Origin of the sequence: Chroogloeocystis siderophila 5.2 s.c.1 (assembly GCF_001904655.1) — a bacterium.
Taxonomy (GTDB): Bacteria; Cyanobacteriota; Cyanobacteriia; order Cyanobacteriales; family Chroococcidiopsidaceae; genus Chroogloeocystis; species Chroogloeocystis siderophila.
This window is the reverse complement of the sequence record NZ_MRCC01000010.1, coordinates 18270-42784: the sequence shown is the minus strand read 5'-3', so window position 1 is coordinate 42784 and position 24515 is coordinate 18270. Positions and strand designations below refer to the sequence as shown.

16 protein-coding genes are annotated in these 24515 nt (G+C 43.2%); 12 read left to right on the top strand and 4 right to left on the bottom strand.

Features of this window, described 5'->3' with window-relative positions; genetic code table 11:
- Positions 1–174 precede the first annotated feature (174 nt).
- From NIES1031_RS13280 to NIES1031_RS13270, 3 genes are all read left to right on the top strand, one after another.
- Complete coding sequence (locus NIES1031_RS13280) at positions 175–5250, top strand: nSTAND1 domain-containing NTPase (RefSeq protein ID WP_073549910.1); 5076 nt, start codon at positions 175–177, stop codon at positions 5248–5250.
- Positions 5251–5257: 7 nt separating this feature from the next.
- The gene (locus tag NIES1031_RS13275; RefSeq protein ID WP_073549909.1) at positions 5258–6016 is read left to right on the top strand and encodes a tetratricopeptide repeat protein; all 759 of its coding nucleotides are present in this window, start codon (positions 5258–5260) and stop codon (positions 6014–6016) included.
- A gap of 325 nt (positions 6017–6341) precedes the next feature.
- Positions 6342–6677, top strand: coding sequence for a hypothetical protein (locus NIES1031_RS13270; protein WP_073549908.1), 336 nt, complete (start codon positions 6342–6344; stop codon positions 6675–6677).
- Between the two features lie 1012 nt (positions 6678–7689).
- On the opposite strand, the gene pgeF is transcribed toward NIES1031_RS13270, so the two are convergent.
- Entirely contained in the window at positions 7690–8463 is a 774-nt protein-coding gene (gene pgeF / locus NIES1031_RS13265; RefSeq protein WP_073549907.1) for a peptidoglycan editing factor PgeF, read from the bottom strand.
- 300 nt (positions 8464–8763) lie between these two features.
- Between pgeF and NIES1031_RS13260 the strand changes: the two genes are divergently transcribed.
- From NIES1031_RS13260 to NIES1031_RS13250, 3 genes are all read left to right on the top strand, one after another.
- Positions 8764–10023: a M23 family metallopeptidase gene (locus tag NIES1031_RS13260; RefSeq protein WP_073549905.1), complete on the top strand. Its 1260-nt coding sequence runs from the start codon at positions 8764–8766 to the stop codon at positions 10021–10023.
- A 150-nt stretch (positions 10024–10173) separates the two neighbouring features.
- On the top strand, positions 10174–12015 hold the full coding sequence (gene sppA, locus NIES1031_RS13255; protein WP_073549904.1) for a signal peptide peptidase SppA: 1842 nt from the start codon (positions 10174–10176) through the stop codon (positions 12013–12015).
- A 65-nt stretch (positions 12016–12080) separates the two neighbouring features.
- Complete coding sequence (locus tag NIES1031_RS13250; RefSeq protein WP_073549903.1) at positions 12081–12320, top strand: hypothetical protein; 240 nt, start codon at positions 12081–12083, stop codon at positions 12318–12320.
- Between the two features lie 29 nt (positions 12321–12349).
- Here the strand turns inward: NIES1031_RS13250 and chlG are convergent, their stop codons facing one another.
- The 3 genes from chlG to petP form a co-directional block, all read right to left on the bottom strand.
- Positions 12350–13408 carry a chlorophyll synthase ChlG gene (gene chlG / locus NIES1031_RS13245; RefSeq protein ID WP_073549901.1) on the bottom strand — a complete coding sequence of 353 codons (1059 nt, stop codon included), beginning with the start codon at positions 13406–13408 and terminating at the stop codon, positions 12350–12352.
- Between the two features lie 20 nt (positions 13409–13428).
- Entirely contained in the window at positions 13429–14532 is a 1104-nt protein-coding gene (locus tag NIES1031_RS13240) for a Get3/ArsA fold putative tail anchor-mediating ATPase NosAFP (protein ID WP_073549900.1), read from the bottom strand.
- Between the two features lie 84 nt (positions 14533–14616).
- On the bottom strand, positions 14617–14811 hold the full coding sequence (gene petP, locus NIES1031_RS13235; protein WP_073549899.1) for a cytochrome b6f subunit PetP: 195 nt from the start codon (positions 14809–14811) through the stop codon (positions 14617–14619).
- A gap of 353 nt (positions 14812–15164) precedes the next feature.
- On the opposite strand from petP, the gene NIES1031_RS13230 reads away from it, so the two are divergent.
- The 6 genes from NIES1031_RS13230 (at position 15165) to NIES1031_RS13200 (ending at position 24513) form a co-directional block, all read left to right on the top strand.
- Positions 15165–16019 carry an ABC transporter permease gene (locus NIES1031_RS13230; RefSeq protein ID WP_218596798.1) on the top strand — a complete coding sequence of 285 codons (855 nt, stop codon included), beginning with the start codon at positions 15165–15167 and terminating at the stop codon, positions 16017–16019.
- Positions 16020–16153: 134 nt separating this feature from the next.
- Positions 16154–17440 (top strand): ABC transporter ATP-binding protein, encoded by a 1287-nt coding sequence (locus NIES1031_RS13225; RefSeq protein ID WP_236738832.1) that lies wholly within the window; start codon positions 16154–16156, stop codon positions 17438–17440.
- Positions 17441–17447: 7 nt separating this feature from the next.
- Positions 17448–20948 (top strand): glycosyltransferase, encoded by a 3501-nt coding sequence (locus tag NIES1031_RS23375; RefSeq protein WP_084544342.1) that lies wholly within the window; start codon positions 17448–17450, stop codon positions 20946–20948.
- A gap of 114 nt (positions 20949–21062) precedes the next feature.
- Entirely contained in the window at positions 21063–21818 is a 756-nt protein-coding gene (locus NIES1031_RS13210) for a methyltransferase domain-containing protein (protein WP_236738831.1), read from the top strand.
- A gap of 196 nt (positions 21819–22014) precedes the next feature.
- Positions 22015–22563, top strand: a complete 549-nt coding sequence (locus tag NIES1031_RS13205) for a hypothetical protein (RefSeq protein ID WP_073549896.1) — start codon at positions 22015–22017, stop codon at positions 22561–22563.
- 237 nt (positions 22564–22800) lie between these two features.
- Positions 22801–24513: a hypothetical protein gene (locus NIES1031_RS13200; RefSeq protein ID WP_073549895.1), complete on the top strand. Its 1713-nt coding sequence runs from the start codon at positions 22801–22803 to the stop codon at positions 24511–24513.
- The last annotated feature ends 2 nt before the right edge of the window (positions 24514–24515 follow it).

The following is a 24515-nucleotide window of genomic DNA, read 5'->3' as shown; positions in this document are numbered from 1 at the left end:
CGGTATATAAAAGATATCCCTAATTAATTTACTGCAAATCAATTCCTGTAACTTGCTATTGCCTTTACGTTAGACCATTTTACTCAATAAAAGCTACAAATAAGTTCTCCTCTGCACCGCGAGCACCTCTGCTGCCCATATGTATCAACTTTAAAATGAAACGGTATTACAGCCATGTCTCCAGTTAGTGTGGGTACAAGTCGCTCAATACACCTAGAAAGCGGCAAAGCAAAGCTCTGGGTTCTGTTAGTCGGTATCAACAAATACAGCGATTTTAGTATCCCTACGCTGCGCTATTCCGCAGTAGATTGTCAAGGATTAACTGAGGCGCTAGCAGTTGCAACACAAAAATTTCCTGATAAAGAAGTTATCGTTCATCACGATTTTGCGGCTTTAACACCAGAATTATCCACAGTCCAAAGTAGTTTGAAATATATTATTTCTGCTGCCCGCACGCAAGACACAGTGCTGTTTTACTTTTCAGGACATGGTTTTCTTGAACCAGAAACTCAGCAAGCAGTTTTATGTTTAGCAGATACCCGAAAAGATGATTTGCTTAACACAGGTTGGAGAATGCCTGAACTATTGGGAATGTTAGGAGAATGTGCAGCGACACAACAACTTATATGGCTCGATGCGTGTCACAGTGGCGGAATGACATTAATTGGAGCAAGAGGAGATAATACAACTTTATTGCAAAATCCGACTTCACAACTTGTTGAATTACTACGACAACGCGCGACACAAAGTAAAGGATTTTATGCGTTACTTTCGTGTGATCAAGGTCAACAATCGTGGGAATTTCCCGAATTAGGACACGGAGTCTTTACTTATTTTCTGATTCGTGGCTTGCGTGGAGAAGCCGCCGATGCGCAAGGCGTGATTGAAGTTGATGGACTGTATAAATATGTTTATCACCGCACGTTGCAGTATGTCGATAAAACGAATCAACAACTCCGGTTAATTAATCAGCAAAAGCGTAGCCGTGGCGAAACTAATCTTCATTCAGAATATCCTATCCAAACACCAAAACGGATTGTTGAAGGAATAGGAGAACTTGTTTTAGGATTGAGTTGTGCAAATACCGGTGCAACGCATCCGCGACAGGCGTTAGTGATTAACGGATTATCAAACTATCAAGCAACGGTAGAACTTAGTAAAGTATTACGCCAAGCCGGACAATTTGAACTAGAGTATTTACCACGACCAGGAAAAGAATTGTCACAGGTACGCGAAGCAATTCAAGAATACTTGCGATCGCCGCATCTACAATCTTCATCACCCAATATTACCACCGCATTTTTATACTTGCGCGGACGCATCGAAGAAACCACCGAAGGCGACTCTTGGCTTGTGTTAGGTGATGGCGTGCGACTTTCGCGGTCTTGGTTACGTCAAGAACTACGGCGATCGGATATTGCACAACAAATTATCGTGCTAGATTGCCCAGGAGCTACTTCGCTTGCAGATTGGGTAGAAGATTTGCAACTAGGTTTCCAACACGGACAATGCTTAATCGCAGCAGCATCTCCCCTCGACGTACCCGAACAATTTACCCAAGCACTTTTAAAAACCCTAACGACAGCCGATCCCCAAACCGGATTACCCGTCGCCGCGTGGATTGCGCAACTTCAGGTAGAACTTGCAGGAACAGACTCACTTCATGTCTGGCTATCAGGTGTCCAAGGTGTCATCGAAGTTTTGCCCAACCGAGTTATTGTTTCGCGTGGTGGAGATAGCGACGACTTTGATTTAGGACTTTGCCCATACATGGGATTAAAAGCCTTTGGCGAAGCCGACGCCCTGTATTTCTATGGACGCGAAGCACTTACACAAAAACTCATTAATGAACTGAGTCAACGTGCTTTTTTAGCTGTCGTTGGGGCTTCAGGAAGTGGTAAATCTTCGGTTGTGCAAGCTGGCTTAATCACACAGTTGCGACAAGGTAAACAATTACCAGGAAGCGAATCTTGGTGGATAGGAAGTCTTCGCCCTGGGGCAAAACCAATGACAGCATTAGTACAGCGCCTTGTAGAAGCAGGAACCGAAAAAGAAAAAGCTTATCAAGCACTGCAACTGGAGGGGTTATTACACCTAGGAATTGAAGGCTTTGTTCGCTGGTTACGCACTCGTCCAGAACCGATGGTTGTCCTTGTTGTAGACCAATTTGAAGAACTTTTTACATTAAGTGCAAGCGGCGATCGCCAACAATTTTTAGATATTCTTCTTGGTGCTGTCAATTATGCTGCGGATCGGTTTAAGCTTGTGATTACGCTCCGTGCTGACTTTATAGGCGCGTGTCTAGAAGCGCCGTCGCTTGCACCTGTGTTGCAACAATCGAGTGTGTTAGTTCCACCGTGCTTGACGTGCGACGATTATCGTCAGGTGATTGTACAACCAGCCCAGCAAGTTGGATTGCACGTCGAACCTGAATTAGTCCAAGTTCTCCTGCAAGATTTACCGCACTCCGCTGGAGATTTACCGCTACTCGAATTTGTTTTAGAGCAACTGTGGTTGTATCGCCAAGGTGGAGTTTTAACCTTACAATCGTATCAACAGCAGATTGGCGGACTCAAAGGCGTCCTAGAAAAAAAAGCCCAAGCCGTTTACGACAGCCTCGAACCCGAAGCCCAAGCCTGCGTCCAATGGATTTTTCTAACTTTAACGCAATTAGGAGACGGTACAGAAGACACGCGACGGCGCGTGAATAAGTCAGAAATGACAGTGGCGAAATATCCCGCACCGCTTGTAGACAGAACCTTGCAAGCGTTAACTGCGGCTAAGCTGATCGTCGTGAACTGCGATGAATATCCTGTCGGACAAAGCCGAAGTGCATCATCAGAAGTTTCCTTAGCAACACTGAAACAAGAAGTTACGATTGAAATCGCGCACGAAGTTTTAATTCGCCATTGGTCAACTTTACGCTGGTGGCTGGAAGAAAACCGTACTCGCTTACAAGTTCAACGCCAAATCGAACAAGCAGCATCATTGTGGAAGCAAAATCAACAGCATTCTGATTTTCTCTTGCATGGCGTGCGACTCGCAGAAGCCAAAGAAATCTACGTCAAGTGCGCGGATGAATTATCGCCAGAAACGCAACAGTTTATGGCTGCGTGTTTAAAAGCCCGACAACAACAACACTTGCAAACCAAACGCCGACTTAAACGCGCCCAACTTACCGCAGGAGTCATGAGTGTTCTCGGATTTACAGCTTGTGGCTTAGCAGGAATTGCGTATGTACAACGCCAAAATATCCAAATTGAAAGTTTAAACTCTTTATCTACGGCACTATTAAGTGCTGACCAGCAATTAGAAGCTTTAAGCATCAGCATAAAAGCAGCACAGCAAGTACAGCAAACGTTAGCAGTACCGTACGAACTGCAAGTCAAAACTGCAAGTACATTACAGCAAGTCCTGTCCGCAATGCAAGAACGCAACCGCTTTGTCGGACACACGTACAGTGTAAATGCGATCGCATTTAGCCCTAATGGTAAAATTATCGCTTCCGCAAGCGACGATGCAACGATTAAAGTGTGGAATCCCGATGGAACACTCGTGCGATCGCTTTCTGCACACACGAACCCAATCAACAGCATCAGTTTTAGTGCTGATGGTCAAACTTTAGTGTCGGCGAGTGACGATGGTATCAAACTTTGGAACCTAAATGGTACTTTAATTAAAACGCTACAAAAACAGGGTACAACAGTCACTAGTTTTAGTCCTGACGGTAAGCTAATTGCTTCCGCTAGCGGCGATGCAACGATTAAATTGTGGAATCCCGATGGAACACTCGTGCGATCGCTTTCTGCACACACTAGCTCAATCAACAGCATCAGTTTTAGCCGTGATGGTCAAATCTTAGCATCGGCGAGTGACGATGGCGTCAAACTCTGGAACATAAATGGCACTTTAGTTAAAACGCTACAAGGACACAACGGCGGAGTAACTAGCGTTAGTTTTAGCCCTGATGGAATGCTTGCAACTGCTAGCCGCGATCATACAATTGCACTTTGGAGTCGAGAAGGCAATTTAATCAAATCACTCAAAGGACACAGCGCCCCTGTCAATTCTGTCAGTTTTAGCCCTGATGGTAAGCTGTTAGCGTCAGCAAGCGATGATTTCACTATAAAGCTGTGGAACGACGAGCGAGAACTAGAAACCTTTAAAGGACACAGCGCCCCTGTCAATGACGTCCGTTTTACTCCTAGCGGGATGCTAGTTTCCGCCGGAGTAGACAACACACTACGACTCTGGAGTTTACAACAAAAGCCTATCATCGCCCAAGAATGTCCGCAGACGATTAGTGTCAGTTTCAGTACAAATCTACAAGATATCGCTTTAGTTTGCCGTGACAATACCGTGACACTGTGGAACCGCAATACTAACGCAGCAAAAACTTTAAAAGAAAATGACGATGTTTTTCACCAAGTCAGTTTTAGTCCTGATGGTAGCATCGCCACTGCTGAAAACTCTGTTGAACTCCAAGCCAAAACTATCCACGCGCAGCACATCATCAAACTTTGGAGTCGTGATGGTGTTGTTTTGAAGTCTTTTGCAGGACACAAGAATTGGCTTAATAGCGTCAGTTTTAGCCCTGATGGTAACTTGCTTGCTTCGGCAAGTGATGACAAAACGGTAAAATTGTGGCGGCGTGATGGTAGCGAAGTGCGATCGCTACAAGGACATCAAGATGCGGTCAATAATGTCGCGTTTAGCCCGAACAGCCAAATTGTTGCCTCTGCTAGCAAAGATGCTACGGTGAAACTGTGGAGCGTTGATGGTAAATTAATTAACACACTGCAAGGACATAACGATGCTGTCAGTGATGTCAGTTTCAGCGCTGATGGTCAACTTCTCGCGTCTGCAAGTGTCGATAATACGGTTAAGCTGTGGCGTCTCGATGGTAAATTAATCACTACGCTGCAAGGACACAGTGGCTGGATTAACGATGTCAGCTTTAGCCCCGATGGTAAGCTTGTTGCTTCCGCCAGTGACGACTCAACAATTAAATTGTGGAATATTCACGGTCAACTTTTAGGATCTTTTTCAGTAAAAGCACAGAGTTTGGGCGTAAAATTTACTGCCGATGGCAAGAATTTGGTTGCGGTTGGCAGTGATAACGCTGTGCGTCAGTGGACTCTCGATTTAAATCAATTAGTTGCACAAGGCTGCAACTGGCTAAGTGATTACTTAACAACAAATTCTAATGTCAATGCGAGCGATCGCCACCTTTGCAAAACCATAAATTAACTGTATTATGCTTCGTCTTTATAAAACCTTACTAACGACGTGCCTGCTTTTCGGAATTACTACTGCATTAAATGAAATTCCGACTACCTACGCGCAATCACCACTTACAGCGATGACTGCTGAGGAGTATTACCATCAAGGAGTTTTCAAAGATCAACTCGAAGGCGATAAGCAAGGCGCAATTGAATATTATACGCAGGCAATTAAGCTCGATCCAAATCATACCGATGCTTACAACGATCGCGGTTTAGCCCGCTTAGCATTAGGAGATGCGCAAGGCGCGATTGCCGATTACACGCAAGCGATTAAAATTAACCCCCGTCATGCACAAATCTACAACAATCGTGGTACGGCGCGGTTGGCTGCGCAAGATCGGCAAGGCGCGATCGCTGATTACACCCAAGCAATTAAGATTAACCCTCTCCTTGAAGATCCCTACCTCCACCTCGCGCAACTTTATCGTCAACGTGGCTTGCACCGTGACAATAGTGGAGATGCAACAGGAGCCATTGCAGAGTATACTCAAGCCATTCAAGTCCTCAATCAAATGCCCTCCTCAGAGCGATCGCGACTACGAGGCAATCGTCAAGGCTCAGTATACAATCTTGCCATGACTCATTATCATCGCGGTATAACGCGCTTCAACAGCGGAGATAAACAAGGCGCAATCAACGATTTACAAAAAGCTGCGGAACTGTTTTACACTCAAGCAGATACCAACAACCACCAACTAGCTGTTCGCAAAATCAGAGAAATTCAGCGCTAGCAACTATTTCAATAAGTTTAGTGCTTAAAACCTATTCGTCATTTTTAATGCGGATGAGCAAAAGTGGCTAACCACTGGCGACATAACTGAGAGAATTGGCGCTAGGTGCGATCGCATCAACTCAAGATTTTTCCCTTTTTGCGTAATTTCTCTAGAAGACTTGTAGTAGCTCTTAAGCAAATTCTCAACTATCTATCTTAATATAGTACAAAAATACTACTAGATAAACAAAGTCTACCTTTGTAGAGTACTTCAATCATAGGCATCTGCAATTCATGCACGAGGTTTCATCAATTAAGCATAACTGAAGACGAGGAAGTTTATTATGGATAACAAGATTCGTTCAACATCAGAACCATTTTCCTTTCGAGACATCTACTCGTTAAGATTTGTCATTCAATTTTTCTTTAGTTTCGTTATTTTAGTTTTTAGCCTTTTTCAGCTAGCCCGCACTGATATTGATGAGGAAAAAAATACTGCTCTCTATTGGAGTTGTGTAACAGGTATCCTTGCACTGTGGATGCCTGCGCCTTCTTCCAAAAATCTCTTATCGAACCCAACACATGTTGAACAAATGAATGTTCCCCACGCTGAAGTTCATCTTGAATCGCCAAATTCCTCAAATGGTAAATCTGCTACAGAGATCGCAGGGAAACACTGAGGTATGTATTAGGGATCAGACATAAGTATAAGCTGTTTTTCATCCAAAAGTTAAAACTCTTTTTATCCAAGCTAGATTTCAATATTACATCAAGCGAGTTGCAACTTTAAAAATTCGCTTAAGTTCGTGTATTTTATACACCTTAATATAATATTCAACTAAATCATTAACTCTCCTGTTTTTTTTGCTATTTATTACATTTTATTGACTGTTTTTTTACTGTTTCGTCAAAAATGAATTATGCATGATATTATGACTCTTCATACAACTTTCAGTACTTTCTACACCTAACTTATACAGTAATATTAGTTATTCTGAAATAGTCAAGCGTATTAGTTTACATAGGAAGAACTATGATCTTTGAAAAAGAGATTAGTGAAGTTAAAATAGTAGTATTCATTCATGGTAGTTGCAATTTGGACTTAGCGCTCATAGAACATTGCTTAGATTAGCTGATATCCTTGCAGTATAAGACTTCTAGCATTAGGAATTACATAAAAACCCTATCTTTAGCAAAACACAAGAGATTAAGTGATTGCTGTCTGAAGCGGCAAGCGATATTAGTTTTATGCTAGCCTAACAATCAGAAAATGCCTCGAAAATAAATTCATCTCAGATCAAAACGGCTATACTCAATATTACGCATTTAATTTGCATAAATATTTTGCCAAGATAGTTGAGTTATTTGATGTATAGCTCTTCGGATTTTCAATTTAAAAATTTATTTAAACTAGCTAATTTTCTCAGATTATAAGCGCCTTTGGAGAATTATCTCTAAAGGCGCATAGTTCGGTATATAGAGTTTAATTTAGTTATCCCTGAATATGCTTATAGCTTAACCAAATTAAAGCCAATTTATTATAAAAATATTGTAAAAATTAGCCAAGAAAATACGAAGTATCCGTTAAGTGCTGATTCCATAGACTTTTTAGAAATCTACAACTTCGGTTATTACTTAGAAATATTAGTTTAGCTTTGATAAATTATACAAGACTAACAAGCAATAGTGTTGTTATCTACTCACAATTCCTGACCACTGAACTTTTTTTTGCTGGTCGCGGCGGTAAGAAAAGAAACACTCTGGCTGTTGATACGTACAATGAGGCGCGATCGCCACTTGTTCAGCGTGAATTCCCAAATGTTCTAACTGAAGCGCAATCACGCGTCGCACGTCTAGGCGCACGCGCTCTGGTTCAGGATCTTGTAGGATGGGTGCATCGGGCAAACGCTGCAAGGCATTTACGATCAATTCCTCAGCGCTAGCAGCATAAATACTTGCTCCGACTTGCGCCGCTACTTGAGTCGAAACTTGATAAACTGCACCCGCAATCGCAGGTCCTAAAGCAATACGCAAATCGACTAACTGACTCCCCTGCGCTTGCAAACGCGCGATCGCCACTGGCACAATCTTAGCTGCTGTACCGCGCCACCCTGCGTGTACCGCCGCAACTTGCCCAGTTTGAGAATCTGCAATCAACACCGGAGTACAATCAGCACTGGCTACCCAAACTGATTGCAAAGCTTGTTCTGTGACGACACCATCAGCCGGTGGTAGCAAGTCATTTTCTGCGTTCATTGCTTCTTTGATTTGTGAAGGCGTTAAAACAATATTGCCGTGAACTTGTTTTACCCGATAAGCTGCTGCGGTTGGGTGCAGAACCTTAACGAGTTCTGCGGGAGATCGCGACCAAAAATGCTGAGTAAAAAAACCATGCAACCACGGTTCCAAAAGACTACAAGTGAGATATGGTAAGCCTTGCCAAGTTTGCCAGTGCCAAGTATGCATCGATAATAAGTAAATACGTGAAAATTAACGTCATCGAAAGGCTGGTCATTAGTAACTGGTAATTGGGTCAGAAAAGTTTTGAATTGAGGAAAGTAACTCATAACTCAACACTCTTAACGAGTAACTCCCCATTACCTATCACCCAACATCAAAGTAAGTTTAAATCAGCTACAGTTCAAGCTATTCTAACAGCTACAGACAACGCAGCATCAAGACTTTACACCTTACCCTCTTTCCTGACACAAGACAAACCAGTATAATTTTCCACCAAGGCGAACTAACAGCAACTGAGAGGAATGAATGAAACAGGGAAACGAAAACGCCAGCGCGCCTTCATCCTATTTTGGGCGGCGTTCGCTGCTATTACCAAGCTTGACCTGTCTTGGTATAGTTAGCCTCCTGAGTCAACAACCCGCATCGGCACAAGCAAGTATTGATAGCATTGTTGTACCTATCAAGGAAGATACAACCGCTTTCCCAACCAATTCAGCAGCTGCGCATCAAACCAGAGTAGAAAGATTACGCCAAAAACTTGCTACTCCAGCGGTTCCGCGCGCATCTACTCCTCAAAAACGCCCGCAGACAATTCTACCAACTGCACCCACAGCACAAAAACCGCGAACTACTAGCCAAAATGCGACTAACCCTACACCAGACTTTAGTAGATCGCATATCGACTCCACAAACTATAGTATTGGTGCGACGAGAACTTATGAACCGCCTAGTGCGGTTGTGCTATCAGAACGCTCTACAGGATGTCGCGCCGTTGTCCGCAACGGGCAAGGTGCTGCAAGTGTTTGTCAGACCGCACCTCAACGTATTAATGTTGCCATTCGTAACCCGCGATCGCGTAACGCGTTGACACAAATACCAAAAAGCACTCAAATTGCAAGTGTATCGCCAGTGCGTGGTAGTAGCGCGAGTTATACAAAAAGTGGTACCAAAGAACCACCAGCATACATTCAACAAGCGATCGCACTTGTGAATCAAAGTGTCTCGCCTAGCACGCAAGCTTACTACAATCGAATGCAGCAAGGAGTGAAGACTCGCAATACGGGTTTACTCTTTCCGCTAACCATCCCTGCGCCGATTACCTCGTTATTCGGTTGGCGCATTCATCCGATTACAGGTGATCGCCGTTTTCATACCGGAACTGATTTAGGCGCGCCCACAGGAACACCCGTCTTAGCTGCGTATACAGGAAGTGTTGCGATCGCTAACTTTTTAGGCGGCTACGGTTTAACTGTTGTCCTCGAACATGAAAAACCCACAAAGAGTTCTGACAAAACACCTTGGGATATTCCACAACAAACGCTCTACGGTCACTTATCCGAAATCTTTGTCCAGCCAGGCGAACGGGTCAAACAAGGAACCGTCATCGGACTTGTCGGAAGCACAGGGAATTCCACAGGACCGCATTTACACTTTGAAACGCGGCATTTAACACCCGATGGCTGGGTAGCAAGCGATCCTGGCTTTGAGTTGGAATACGCTTTAACGAAGCTCGTAGAAGCGTTAAAAACCGCTCAAACGCCGCAACAAGAATCTGATAGGAGCTAAATTAAAAGAGGTCAGGGATCAGACCAAGATCGGAAAATCACCCTAATTCCCAATTTCTTCGTTAAAATAAGTTCGGTCTTTGCTAGGGTACTCAATAAAGTATCCAACCCGTTTAGATTCAGGTTTTTCTCTATCCCTGACCCCTCTTTAATGCGCAACTTTTTTAAACAAACCTTTGCCAGTATCGTAGGAACCATACTAGGATTATTAATCTTTGTTGGTATCAGTACTGGTGGGTTGCTGTTGTTACTTGTGGCAGTCGCATCGCGAGATACTGGACCACAACTCAAAGAGCAATCTGTCCTTGTTTTTGATTTATCTTTAAATATTACTGACGCGCCACCAAATGCGAGTCCTGGTGCAATTTTACAACGAGCGTTATCCAGTGAAGAAAGCAATCGCGTTAGTTTACGCACAGTGCTAGATGTTTTAGAAAAAGCGCAGCAAGATAGTCGGATCGTTGGCGTGTATCTCGATGGCAGTCGCAGTACCACAGCAAGTAGTAGTGCTGGCTTTGCGACGCTTAAGGAAGTGCGTCAAGCACTAGAACGTTTCCGTGCATCAGGAAAAACAATTGTTGCTTACAATACAGACTGGCGACAAAAAGACTATTACCTCAGTTCGGTCGCGAATACAGTCATTGTGAATCCTTTAGGGGCGATGGAACTCAGCGGATTGAGCAATCAACCTGTTTTCTTTGCTGGGGCTTTAGAGAAGTATGGTGTTGGCGTCCAAGTCATTCGGGTTGGTAGATTTAAGGGTTCGGTTGAACCATTTACGCGATCGCAGCTAAGCCCCGAAAACCGAGAACAATTACAGCGCCTATTAGGCGATCTATGGACAGAATGGCTAAATGCAGTGAGTAATAGCCGCAACGTAAGTACGTCACAACTGCAAGCGATCGCCGATAATCAAGGTATTTTGTTACCCGATGAAGCGCAAAAAAGTGGTTTAGTCGATCAAGTTGCCTATTTTGATGAAGTCTTACAGCGATTAAAGCAATTAACTGGGGAATCGCAAGAAAGCCGCACGTTTCGGCAAATCAGCTTACCAAGTTATGCGCAGTTAGATGAGAAAACGCGCACCGCACGCAACTCGCGCAACAAAATTGCGGTTGTTTATGCTGAAGGGGCTATTGTTAATGGACAAGGAAGCGCCGGACAAGTAGGAAGTGATCGCTTTGCCCGAATTATCCGCACGCTGCGTCAAGATAATCAAGTCAAAGCTGTTGTCTTACGGGTAAATAGTCGTGGTGGAAGCGCAACAGCTGCTGAGGAAATTCAGCGCGAGTTGCAACTCACCCGCCAAGTTAAACCTGTTGTCGTCTCAATGGGCGATTATGCAGCTTCTGGCGGTTACTGGATTGCGACGGATGCTAACCGCATCTTTGCTGAACCGAACACTGTCACAGGTTCTATTGGTGTCTTTGGGCTGCGCTTTAATATTCAACAGCTAGCTAATGATAATGGTATCACTTGGGATAGCGTTAAAACAGGTCGCTACGCTGATAGCCAAACAATCGCGCGTCCGCTATCAAATCAAGAACTCACGCGATCGCAGCGCACAGCCGAACGATTATATGATATATTCCTGAATCGAGTCGCCAAAGCCCGCAAACTCCCGTTACCAAAAGTCGCAGAAATAGCTCAAGGACGAGTTTGGTCAGGTGTCGCCGCCAAAGAAATTGGCTTAGTTGATGAAATCGGTGGAATTGATACCGCAATTCAATACGCAGCCGCACAAGCCAAGCTAGGCGATGATTGGCAATTGCAAGAGTATCCTGAAGTACGAACTTTTGAAGCCAGACTTTTGGCACAGCTAGCCAGCCCAATTCGCCTAATGGTGCAAGATTATCCTTTAGAGCGATCCTTTCTTCCAGCCCCGCTAAAATCCGAATTACAGAAACTTCAAGAAGAAATTGCCGTCTTACACGCCATAAACGATCCTTTGAATGTCTACGCTCGCTTACTTTTTGATTTAGAAATAGATTGAAATTACAAATTTCAGTGGTAAATTAAGGAGAAGCTACAACAATTTATTACTTTTAGTATCTATCTATGGATAGAAAAGCCAAGCGCCTCTTATTATTAGTTGTTTCTTGCAGTGCATCAGGAGTCATTTTGGGAGGAACTGCAAGTTGGGCAGAAAGCAAACAGTGTTTAAAAGCGCCTCAAGTCACAACTGAGTGTTTAACTCAAGATCCTATAACAAATACGCTACAAGGAATCAGTACTGGCTTTATTGCAGGTGCAGGTGCAGCATTTGGTGCTGCATGGCAGTTACGTCACGAAGATTAGGAGCGGGACTTCCTCGCTCCTGACCTCTTCTACACCCCAGCATGACCCAACGCCAACCCAGCTACAAGCATTCCTAAAACAAGGAAGGGTTGCGCGCTGGCTTGATATTTGACGTCATTTTGGATCGGATCGCGCAAGAAATACATATCCTGAAACGTGATCTGCGGAATCAACAACAATAGTAGAATTGCGCCGTAAAGATTTTCGCCAATGCCAATTAAATAAGCAGCAATTCCTGCTTGGAATAAATCAATCATGGCGACACAAATCCACGCAGCGGTGTTAACGCCAAACATCACAGGCAGCGACTTGAGTCCCAACTGGCGATCGCCTTCGACACTCTTGAAGTCGTTCACAACCGCAATTCCCAAGCCAGCCATGCTGTAAATCAAGGTAAGAATCGCGATCGTCCAATTCAAATCCCCAAACAAAGCATGACCTGTCCACCACGGTAAAGCAATGTAGCTAGCACCCAAGGCATAATTACCCAGCCAACCATTGCGCTTGAGTTTCAACGGTGGTGCAGAATAGATATAGGCTAAGAACGCACCGCCTAGTGCTAGCAGTGTAATTGTTGGGAACTCGTGACCAACCCAGCGATCAAGAACAAACGCTAAACCAATTCCCGCAGCGAGTAATAGCAAGATTTGACTCACAACTTGCGGGACAGAAATTGCCCCTGAAGGAATCGGGCGATAGGGTTCGTTAATCGCGTCAATTTCGCGATCGTAAAAATCATTGAGTGTTTGCGTGTAACCCGTCAGTAAAGGTCCTGCCAGTAACATACACGTTGCTGCTTTCAAGACATTTTCTAACGTCCAGGTGTATTCTCCCGACGAAGCCGCGCCACAAACGACACCCCAAATCAGGGGAATCCAAGTAATCGGCTTCATCAGTTGCAAGCGGATTTTCCAAATCGATGTTTCTCCTGGCGCTGCACCTTTCATCCCTAGTAGTTGCCGTGTTTTGGCGCTACGATTAGCAGGTGCGCTCGGTGCTGCGGTACTAGGATTAATATCTACAGCATCTGGAGTTTTGTTGAGTGCCTCATCAGCAGGCTGAAACGGTGGAGGAGTTGAGTTAGACATAATAATTTACTTGACAGCTTCTAGAAAGATATTGTCAAATAGTTGTTTTGAAATTTGGCACCAGCAATTTGTTTGCCACTCAAACCAGGAGGTAGAAAGATATTCCGCCGCTGATCGCCTGCTTCTACGGTAACTTCTGGTCCTGATTGTGTCAGTTTGACTTGTTTTTTATCAAAGCCAGGCAAAAATAAGCGGACTTGACCAGTAGCAACGTCAATTTCGATCGGTTTAGGAGCTTGCTGTGCCTGCTGTGCAAAATCTGGCAAGGCGTTCATCAGTTGCTCGTCATCAAAAGCACTGCCAGTGACAACCGTAACAGGTAAGGGGTCAAATTCATTTGATAAACTCGCAAGCGTCGTATCCGCCGAATGCAGTATAACGCCACCTACAATTAAACCAATTTGTTGCGCACTACCCCACAAATAACGCACATTTGCAATGTCTAGCGGGTCATTTGTTGTTACCAAAAACGCTGCAACGCGTTTGGGGTCAGCAAGCGCGGCTTTACCCTGGTCGAGGATGTTATTAATTTGGTTGGTAGGTTGCGCAAAGTTATCTGCTGTCCAGTTGACGTTGAAAAAACTGCTAATCAACGGTTGAATAAACGGCGAGTCCGCGATCGCTTTACCCAAATCAGAATTCGCAAATAATTGCCGAAAACGTCGTACATACCAACTCAAGCTTTCTGCCATTCCTAGCATCCGCAGCGTGGTCGAGTCGCCACTGCTGTCGTAGATGATAACGTCGTATTTGCCGCTAGCATCGTATTCGCGCAACGCATTGAGTTCCAAAGCGCTGTCCATTCCTGGTAAAACTGGCAATTCTTGCCCGTAGACATCTTTGAGGATCGGTGTCCGCAGGTATTGCGCCTCTAGTTTTTTGACCTCTTCCCAGCTACGTTCTAGCAAGCTAGAGGTTTTAAGTTGCACCGCTTCCAGATTGGGAAATACTTGCTGCGGTGTTGAACTCATCGAGGCATTGAGAAGTAAACTCAACCCAGGACCGGTATCTCGTCCGGTTAAGAGGACGCGTTTGCCTTCGGTTGCGAATTTTTTGGCAGCAGCGATCGCAATTTTTTGGCGATCGCTGCCACTTTTGCCTAAAAAGGTCAGTATCAGCGCCATTACAATGTTTCCTTAGCAGTTTTTCTTTGAGGAGGTTAACTTTTAGTTATGTATAGCTAGGGACAGCTACCCCCAGTATCACCCCTACTGCATAACTTTGAGTTCGTCTTCAAAAAACCAAGTCGCAAACTGGTCTTCAAATTGAACGACGACACCAACGCTACTTCCATCAAGCATTTTGAAGCCTTTAACCGTACCAATTTTACCTAAACGTTTGACAATCAGCGGTGATACTCGATCTCTTAAACGGCAGACCTTAACTTGTTGTCCGATTTCCATTCCAACTTACAACGCAAGTGAACCATGACTCAGTGTAGCGAAAACTTAGGTGACAAGCGCTGTTCATCGCTAGATTTTGATCGTTTTACCCCTAAGTACGTCAGCATTTGCCAAAATATTAATACTTCTCCTAAACCCCGACCTCCGACCCCTGACCCTTTTCAAGCGCTAGATATCTTAACGAAGTATTGCGTTATCCAAAATTTCCGATACAATCTTGTGCTTAGTAGCACCTAAGCGAACTACCTGATTTATTTAGGATGAGAGGTAAGCTAAATCAAAATCGTTTCAAAACGTGGCTCGATAGCCTAGTGTCAAATACGGTGTGTCGGTAGTGGGCGAGGATGTGAAAATTGCGACAAACAATCAAAGGCGTTGTCCGAAAAGCGGGCGCTAGAAGCTTATTCTCGGTTAGTAAGCAATGGTGGGCAAAGTTAGACTTACTGCGATCGCTTGTCCAGCGAGATCTTGATGCGAAATACAAAGGTTCTGTATTAGGTAACTTATGGCCTTTGTTAAATCAATTATCGCAGTTACTCATTTATACCTACGTTTTCTCAATTGTGCTGCGTGTCAAGCTGAGTGTTCAAGGCTTGCCCGAAAATAATATTACTTTTGGTTTGTGGTTGTTTGCAGGGTTATTACCTTGGACAGCTTTCCTCAATGGTTTTTTTCCAGCTGCTACCTCGGTGATCGCGCAGCAAAACTTAGTTAAAAAAGTTGTCTTTCCTTTATCATTGTTACCTTTAGTGCCAATTTGTTCGGCTTTTATCGAAAGTTCGCTGGGACTTGTTGTTTTAATTTTATTAGTGGGAATCGCATCACAAACCGTTCATAGCACGCTGTGGCTATTGCCGATTGTTTGGCTACCACAGTTACTACTCACCGCTGGTTTAGGATATCTTGCAGCGGGTTTGACTGTCTTTTTAAGAGATGTCCCGCAAACTCTCGGATTATTAATTAATGTGTGGTTTTATGCTACGCCGATTATCTATCCAGCATCGTTGATTCCCGAAGCGTGGCGCGGCTGGATTTTTTGGCTAAATCCGATGACGGCGATCGTTGAGGCCTATCGCGATTTGGTTTTAGTTGGCGAATTAAGACACGGAGGCGAATTAAGCGTTGCGGCGATCGCTTCTATCGTCGTTTTTTGTTTTGGCTTTGCTGTCTATCGGCGACTACGCCCAGCGTTTGCGGATGTGCTCTAATATCCTAGAAACAAACACAATCGTCATTGACTGTTTTCGTTGCCATTTTGGGCATAAATATCATGGGTGAAATCGCAATTTCGCTAAATAATGTCTCCAAATGCTTTAAACGGTACCCACGCCCAGTTGATCGTTTGAAGGAAATCTTGCTTCCGCATCAAAGTTCAGCTGATGAATTTTGGGCATTACGCGACATTAACTTAGAAGTCCCAAAAGGACAAACCTTGGGCATTGTGGGGCGCAATGGTTCGGGAAAAAGTACATTACTTCAGATTCTTGCTGGTACACTTCAACCGACGACCGGTCAAGTCAGTGTTAATGGACGAATTTCAGCGCTCCTAGAACTAGGAAGTGGCTTCAATCCAGAATTTACTGGAAGACAGAATGTCTTTTTTAACGGGCGCTTGTTGGGTTTGAGCCATCAAGAAATTGCAGCAAAATTTGATGAAATTGCTGGTTTTGCTGATATTGGAGATTTTATCGACCAACCAGTTAAAACTTACTCTAGCGGAATGTTCGTTCGCTTAGCGTTTGCGGTTGCAGTGAATGTTTATCCTGAAGTCTTGATTGTGGACGAAGCTTTGGCAGTTGGTGATGTTGTTTTTCAGCATCGCTGTATGCGCCGGATGCGCGCTTTGATGGATTCTGGCGTGACAACGTTGTTTGTTTCGCACGATTCGGGTGCAGTCAAAACGTTGTGTAACTCCGCCGTGATGCTGCATGAAGGCAGAATTTACACGACAGGTTCCCCAAATGCGGTGATTATCGAGTACATGAAACTCGTCACACAAGAAGAACTAGGATTACTTAATGATGCTGAACAGCCAACGCTGGTAGAAAGACACGATGCTTTTGATACAAGCGATCGCCTTAAGGGAGAACTACCCGAATTTACACGCAGCATCGGCGATCGTAAAGGTAACAACAGTAAGAAGCCACATCGACGCGGAAACCGCAAGGCTTTGATTCAAGATGTGAAGATTTTAAACTCTTTAGGAGAATATTCTAGAGACAATTTAGTTTTTAACTTTAATGAAGAGGTAACGCTCGTCGTAGATTTGGTAGTTTATGAGCCGTTACAAGGATGCATTGTCGGCTTTTTTGTGTGCGATAAAAATGGTAACGAAATTATTGGCAGTAACACGTGGGAGGAAAATTTGCAAATTGGCAAGTTATCTCCAGGCGAGAAATTCACAGTGCAATTTAAATTTAAACTACCGTTAAGACCTGTTTCCTACAGTGTGACCGTTGCTGGTTCAGAAGATTATACTTCGGTGACTTTTGATTGGATCGACAATGCCCTTGTTTTTCAAGTGTTACCCCCAGATACAGGTAAGAACATTCATGCGTTAGTCGATTTACCGATGTCAGTTGAGGTAAGCCGCATCTCTAACGTGTCCGCCGTGCAAGTACAGGCATGAAAAATGTATGAATTTTAGTCATAAAAACTATCCTGCCGCTGAAAATATCACTTTAGAAAGTTTAGATGACAACCATAGTTTAAAAAAAATATACTATTTAGTTGGAGAAAACAAGCGAGTTATCGATTTTGGTTGTGCTACAGGGTATCTAGCACGCTTACTACAACAGCAGGGGTGTGAAGTTACAGGCGTTGAAATCAATCCAGAAGCGGCAAAAATCGCCGAACACTACTGCAAGCAAGTTGTTGTTGCTGATTTAGATATCGTTCACCTTGCTGAAATTTTACCGCCACAAAGTTTTGATGTTGCAATCTTTGGTGATGTTTTAGAACACTTGCGCGATCCGTGGAGAGTGCTAAAAGAAACTCAGCATTTGTTAAGCCCTGACGGATTTGTTGTTGCTTCTATTCCTAACATTGCGCACGGATCAATTCGATTGGCTTTGCTGCAAGGTAAATTTGAATATACAGAATTAGGAATTTTAGACAACACTCATTTACGCTTTTTTACGAAAAAAACGGTAGAAGATTTATTTGAAAAGACAGGTTATGTTATCGATGTCTTAGAGCGAACAAAACTGCCAATCTTTGCAGATGCACCATTAATTCCGCAGTTAAACAAAGCAGATTTTAGTAACGAACTTATTCAAAAATTAGAACAAGAAGCAGAAACGGAAACGCTGCAATTTATCTTACGCGCTTATCCAGGCGATCATAAAAGCAAATACACAGAGTTAAGTGAACAATATTCGCAACTTGTTGTGCAATTGGATCTAACGCAAGTACAACTGCAACATATGCAAGTAGAACTAGAGAATTCGCAATCGCAAATACAGCATATTCAGGAGGAACTAGAAAGTTCACGATCGCAATTAGAACAAGCGCAATCAGAAGTTGAACAATTCCAAATTCAACGGCAAAAAACACAAGTTCAACTAGAAACATCGCAATGGCAAATCGAGCACTTACAAGCCGAATCAGCGTTCGTGCGATCGCAATTGCAGCAAAAGCACGAAGAATTAGAACACGCACAGCTACAACTTGCGCAAATAAAAACGGAATTAGAACACTCACAATCACAGCTAAAACAAACACAAGCTGATCTGGTGCGATCGCGGTCACATATTCAGGCAATAGAGAGTAGTAAATTCTGGAGATTGCGTAATCTGTGGCTTGGCTTCAAGCAATTCATCCGCACCGATCGTCTATCAACCATGCAAAAATCTATCACACCAGCACCAGTTAATAGTACTGACGATTTCCATCTCAATCTCAAAGAAATTAAATTCAACACCGCGCCAAAAACGTTAAATGGCTGCTTTGATAGCATTGATGGTGTCAACCCTACCGCGCTCAAAGTCCCTAAGGAAACGCCCGTCATTGCAAGAGGCTGGGCAATTTTGCCGGATGAAGAAAAAGTCGCAGATTGCGTCATCATCACCTACGGTAAAAATCGTCAGTTAGTTGCAGTTGCTTTGGTTAATTCCGAAAGACCAGATGTCGCGCAAGCTTTCAGTAACCCTGCTTACCAAAAATCAGGTTGGAGTGCAACGCTTAATCTTGCAGATTTCCCAAGCGGAAAAATTCAGCTTCAAGCCTGGGCATACAATGCGGCGCGTCACGAAGCGACATTACTAAGCTTTGCGAGTGCCAAAGTTAAACCAATCAGTTTGTTATCACGGCTCAAACATTATTATGCAGTGTTGCGTGTCAAAGGTACGCGGTACGCCCTCTCACAAGCCGCTAAGAAAATCTACTACAAGCTTGATACTTCACCCGCAACTGTTGAAGTCGGGATGATCGCTGCGCCCCATCAAGAACAATACGCGCGCTGGTTAAGCAAGAATTTTCCTAGAGAAGCCGATTTAAAAAAAATGGCTGAAACGGTGGAAATCTTTCCCTACAAGCCTATCATCAGCGTAATTATGCCCGTATTCAATCCGCCAGAACAATTTTTGCGGGCAGCGATCGCTTCGGTGTTAGAGCAAGTATATCCTTACTGGGAATTATGTATTGCTGATGATGCTTCGACTAAACCGTATGTGAAGTCAGTGTTAGAAGAGTATGCGCGTCAAGATCCGCGAATAAAAGTTGTGTTTCGCGAAGAAAATGGTCATATCTCGCGTGCTTCTAATTCTGCCTTAGAGTTAGCGTCAGGAGAATTTGTCGCATTACTCGATCACGATGATTGTCTGACGCCAGATGCTTTATATGAAATGGCTTTGCTGCTCAACCGGCATCCCGAAGCCGATATGATTTACTCAGATGAAGATAAGATCGATCAACAAAATTGCCTTCAAGATCCATTCTTCAAGCCTGATTGGTGTCCTGATTCGTTTCTATCACGAATGTATACGTGTCATTTGGGAACTTACAGGCGATCGCTAGTCGAGCAAATTGGTGGTTTTCGCGTCGGTTACGAAGGTAGCCAAGATTATGATTTGGTTTTACGGCTAACGGAAAAAACCACGAACATCTTTCACATACCTAAAATCCTTTATCACTGGCGAGTTCATCCTGAATCAACCGCCGCCGGTGTGGCGAGTGTCAAATCCTATGCACATATTGCCGCCGAAAAAGCGATCGCCGAAGCGTTAACGCGACGTCATGAACCAGGGAGAGTAACTGGAATTCCTGAATTTCCTGGAAACTATAGCGTGCGGTACGAAATTTCTCACTACAAGCGAGTTAGTATTATTATTCCCACGCGCAACCTCGGCACGATTTTGAATAAATGCCTAGAATCAATTTTTCAAAAAAGCACCTATCCTAACTACGAGGTTATCGTCATAGATAACGGTAGCACTGAAGAAAAAACCTTAAACATCATTTCGCAATGGTTAGAGCGACAGCCAGAACGTTTCAAATGTTATCCGCTCGATATTCCTTTTAACTATTCTCATCTGAATAACTACGCTGCGGGTAAAGCCGAAGGAGATTACTTACTATTTTTAAATAACGATACTGAAGTCGTTACACCCGACTGGATCGAAGCGATGGTAGAACAAGCTCAAAGAGCATCCATTGGCGCAGTAGGGGTGCTATTGTTGTATCCAGATAATTCGATTCAACACGCTGGTGTCGTATTAGGGTTAGGCGGTGTTGCGGCGCATAGTCATCGTCACTTTCCAGCAACAACACCAGGTTACGTATGTCAGGTAAAAACTGTTAATAACTATTCGGCGATTACTGGCGCGTGTTTAATGTGTCGGCGCGAAGTTTTTGCAGAAATTGGTGGATTTGATGAAACTTTAGCTGTTGCTTACAACGATATCGATCTATGTCTAAAAATGAGCAATTTAGGCTACAAAAATGTTTATCTACCGCACGTCGTTTTATACCACTACGAATCTAAAAGTAGAGGTTATGAAGATACTCCCGAAAAAATGGCTAGACTCCGCAAAGAGGCGGATTATCTTCTGAGTAAATGGCGAAAAATCATCGATAACGATCCTTGTTATAGCCCTAACTTAACACGCGATCGCGAAGACTACAGTCTTAATGTATAGCTATGTAATGTAAACACATAGACAAAATTAAATGTCAATTTCAGTTATCTTACTTGGTAGCAGTCTCTATGCTAAATACTCAACAAAGTCGAGTCATCAATGAAATTGAAGGCAGTGAATAGCTCGGTTACTACATTAGTACGTAAGCTTAACTTCCTTTTCTCAAATAAAAAATCAAGCGATCCCGCTAGTGTAGACAAGGATTTACGTCGCCAAATTGCTGCTAAATATTTAACAGGTACAGGTATTGAAATAGGTGCTTTACATTCACCTTTACCTGTTCCCGATGATATAGACATTCATTACGTCGATAGAATTACCATTGAGCAATTAAGACAACAGTATCCAGAGTTAACCGCCTATAAATTCGTTGAGCCAGATATTATCGATGACGGCGAACAGCTGACTTCAATACCCGACACATCGCTAGATTTTGTCATTGCTAATCATGTTATCGAACATTGTCAGAACCCAATATTTTCTTTAGAAAATTGGTTAAGAGTCTTAAAAGTTGATGGAGTTTTATATATTGCTGTACCAGATAAACGTTATACATTCGACTGCGATCGACCCATAACTCCACTCGAACACATTATTCGCGACTATGAAGAAGGCGGAAGCTGGTCAGAGCAATTCCACTACGAAGAATGGGCGAGACTTGTTGAAAAAGCTGCGGATAGCGACGTTGCGACTAGAGCAAAGAATTTACTTGACATCAATTACAGCATACATTTTCATGTTTGGACACAAATAGAATTTTTAGAATTACTACTATACTGCCGAAATTCTTTATCTTTACCAATTGAACTCGAATTGCTGCAAAAAAATCAAATGGAATTTATTGTCATTATTCGCAAATCAATCGCATAGGTATTCAAAATAATAAATATATCTTATTTTGTGTGCGAAAAGAGAATCTTAGCAAGTTATGTAGTAAACTTTTTAGCAATCTAAAACCAAAAGCACTTTTTGCATACCTACCTTATCAACGTTGGTGGCTTGCAAAAATGATTCGGAGCATCATAATTCATAGCCATAACCAATTTGCTAGGTAGAAAAGGAAATTATGAGAATTCAAAAGTTTCTACAGACAACCTCTTTAAGCGCGATCGCAACAATTATCTTAGCTGCTTGCGCTCCTGCTAATCAAACTACCACAACACCTCCACAAACAACGGAACTACCCGCTGGTGTCAGTATTCCTGGAGTCACTAATGTAGGAGAAATTAATTTTAGAACAACTTCCACAGGTGCTCAAGGCTTCTTTGATGGTGTTAATGGTTCCAATGCTCCGCGCATAGAAGTGTCTGGAACTGAGCCAATAAATGTCTACGGGTGGGCAATTCTTACCAATAAAGGAAGACCAGCAGATAACGTCATTATTACATATGGAGACAACAATGCTGTTGTTGCCGTTGCTCCAGTGAATGTAGAAAGACCAGATGTCGCCAAAGTTTTAAATAATTCTGCGTTCGCTAATTCTGGCTGGAATATAAATTTTGATGCTTCTACATTACCAGAGGGATCGCTAATGCTTAAAGCGTGGGCTTACGATTCGGAAGCAAGAGAAGCTACACAATTAACAACTACCCGCGAAGTAGTGATAACGCGATAATAACTTAATAAAAAATTGTTTAGCACAATAGAGCAATGTTTATGCTAATCTACCGCATCTTTGACACACTTGTAAAGATTATAACCTATTATTTGTTCTACTCTTGAGACAATCAGTGGTATTACTTTTAAGCAATATACTCTAAGCATTAAATAGTTCAATGAGAATCCACGGTAAGCTATTAAAAATGATCGCATAACATCCTATATTTTTTCAGCAGCTACGAGGAACAATCGTATGCCTTACAAACATAAACTTACTCGCGCTGTTGCCTTGATCGTTATTTTTCTACCAGTTGCTTATATTTTTTATTGGATTACGCAGTCGGGCGAAATTTCTACCTATGATTACTGGAATATTATTAGTCATTTTTATTCAATCAATGGCTTTTCCCCACATCCTACCGACTGGTTAGTACGTGCGAATGAACACGTAGTTTTCATTCCAGCAATCATTTACGCTATCAACATGATGGCGACAAAAGGTTCAAATATCGGGTTGTCGTGCATCACTTTTTTGTTTGCGTGCATACAAGCCATATTTTTAGTGGCGCTGCTTCCAAAAAAGCTACTGCGATCGCGGTTTTTGTTTGTCAGCTTAATTTTTTGTATCTCAGTCTTTTGCTTTACCCCCGCAGCCGCACACAATTGGATGCGAGGCTTTAGTGGTGTGGCTTGGATAGGAGCAAATCTGTTTGTTACCGCCGCGATCTTTTGTCTATCAAAGCTAGTTCGCTCGCAAAAGATATTATGGGCAATTATTAGCCTATTTTTTGCTGCCCTTGGTGCGTTAACGTATAGTACTGCGCTTGCGGTATTGCCAGTTTTATGTACTGCTGTAGTATTGATGCGTTTACCGCTGCGGGTAGTGGTATTATACTTTGTCGCGGCGATCGCTATCGGTGGTACTTATGTCCTGAGTTACAAAACGCCATACTACCATCCACCGTTGTCGCTGAGTATTCGCGATCTCTTTGCATACATTCCAACGTATTTAGGCGCGATTTTTACGCTGAATATTCATACAGCCTTTATTATCGGTGTTGTTGGTTGTGCGATCGCAATTTGCTGTACAGGCTATTGGCTAACACCGCAAGCAAAATGGGTTCGGACGTCATGGCTACCTTGGCTTGCTTTACAAGGTTATGTTCTTGGCACTGCGTTGATGGCGGCGATGAGTCGTTCTGGATTTGGGCTAGAATCTGCAACTGTTTCGCGCTATGCTTCGTTGCCTAGTCTATTTTGGTTAAGTTGGACTGTGATTGTCCTCACAGGGTTGCAAAAATTTCGACTAAATGATAATAGTTATTGGCAACTACTAATAACTTTATTCGCAGGATTAACCATTTTGATTCTGTCGATGTACAGAGTTGGAACTGAAGCCGCTCAAATGATTGCCCGCACAGCTTCCTTACAACCATTGGTAACTCTGTCAGTTCAACTCGGTGTTGCTGATACAGATATTGTTCAGCACGTTATTACACCCTCTCCTGAACAATTCCTCAATTTAACAACTGCGCTCAAACAACACGGTTTCGTTCCATTTCATCAACCTTTCCATAACAGCTTTTGTACAGTCAACCCGTATCTGGGTTCCCAAGTACCCAAATCTCCAGTACTAAGGACATTACCAGGTTTTTTTGATCGCTTGACTCAGCTGACACCCGACATTGCCAAAGTTGAAGGCTGGGTAGGCGATCGCAATCATCGTCGTCTCAACTGCATTGCCATCTTAAATCAAGATAACATCATACGTGGTTTTGCGCTCACAGGGTTTCCTCGTCCAGACGTTGCTCAATCCCTAGGAACGTCTTACGCATTTTCTGGCTGGAAAGGATACGTTCACCTCTCCCCAGAAGATGAAACCTTGTTTGCGTATACGAGTGCAAACCAAAAAGACTGGATCAGGTTACAAAACGTTTACAAGCTCAATGAACCCCATTCAAACTAAAT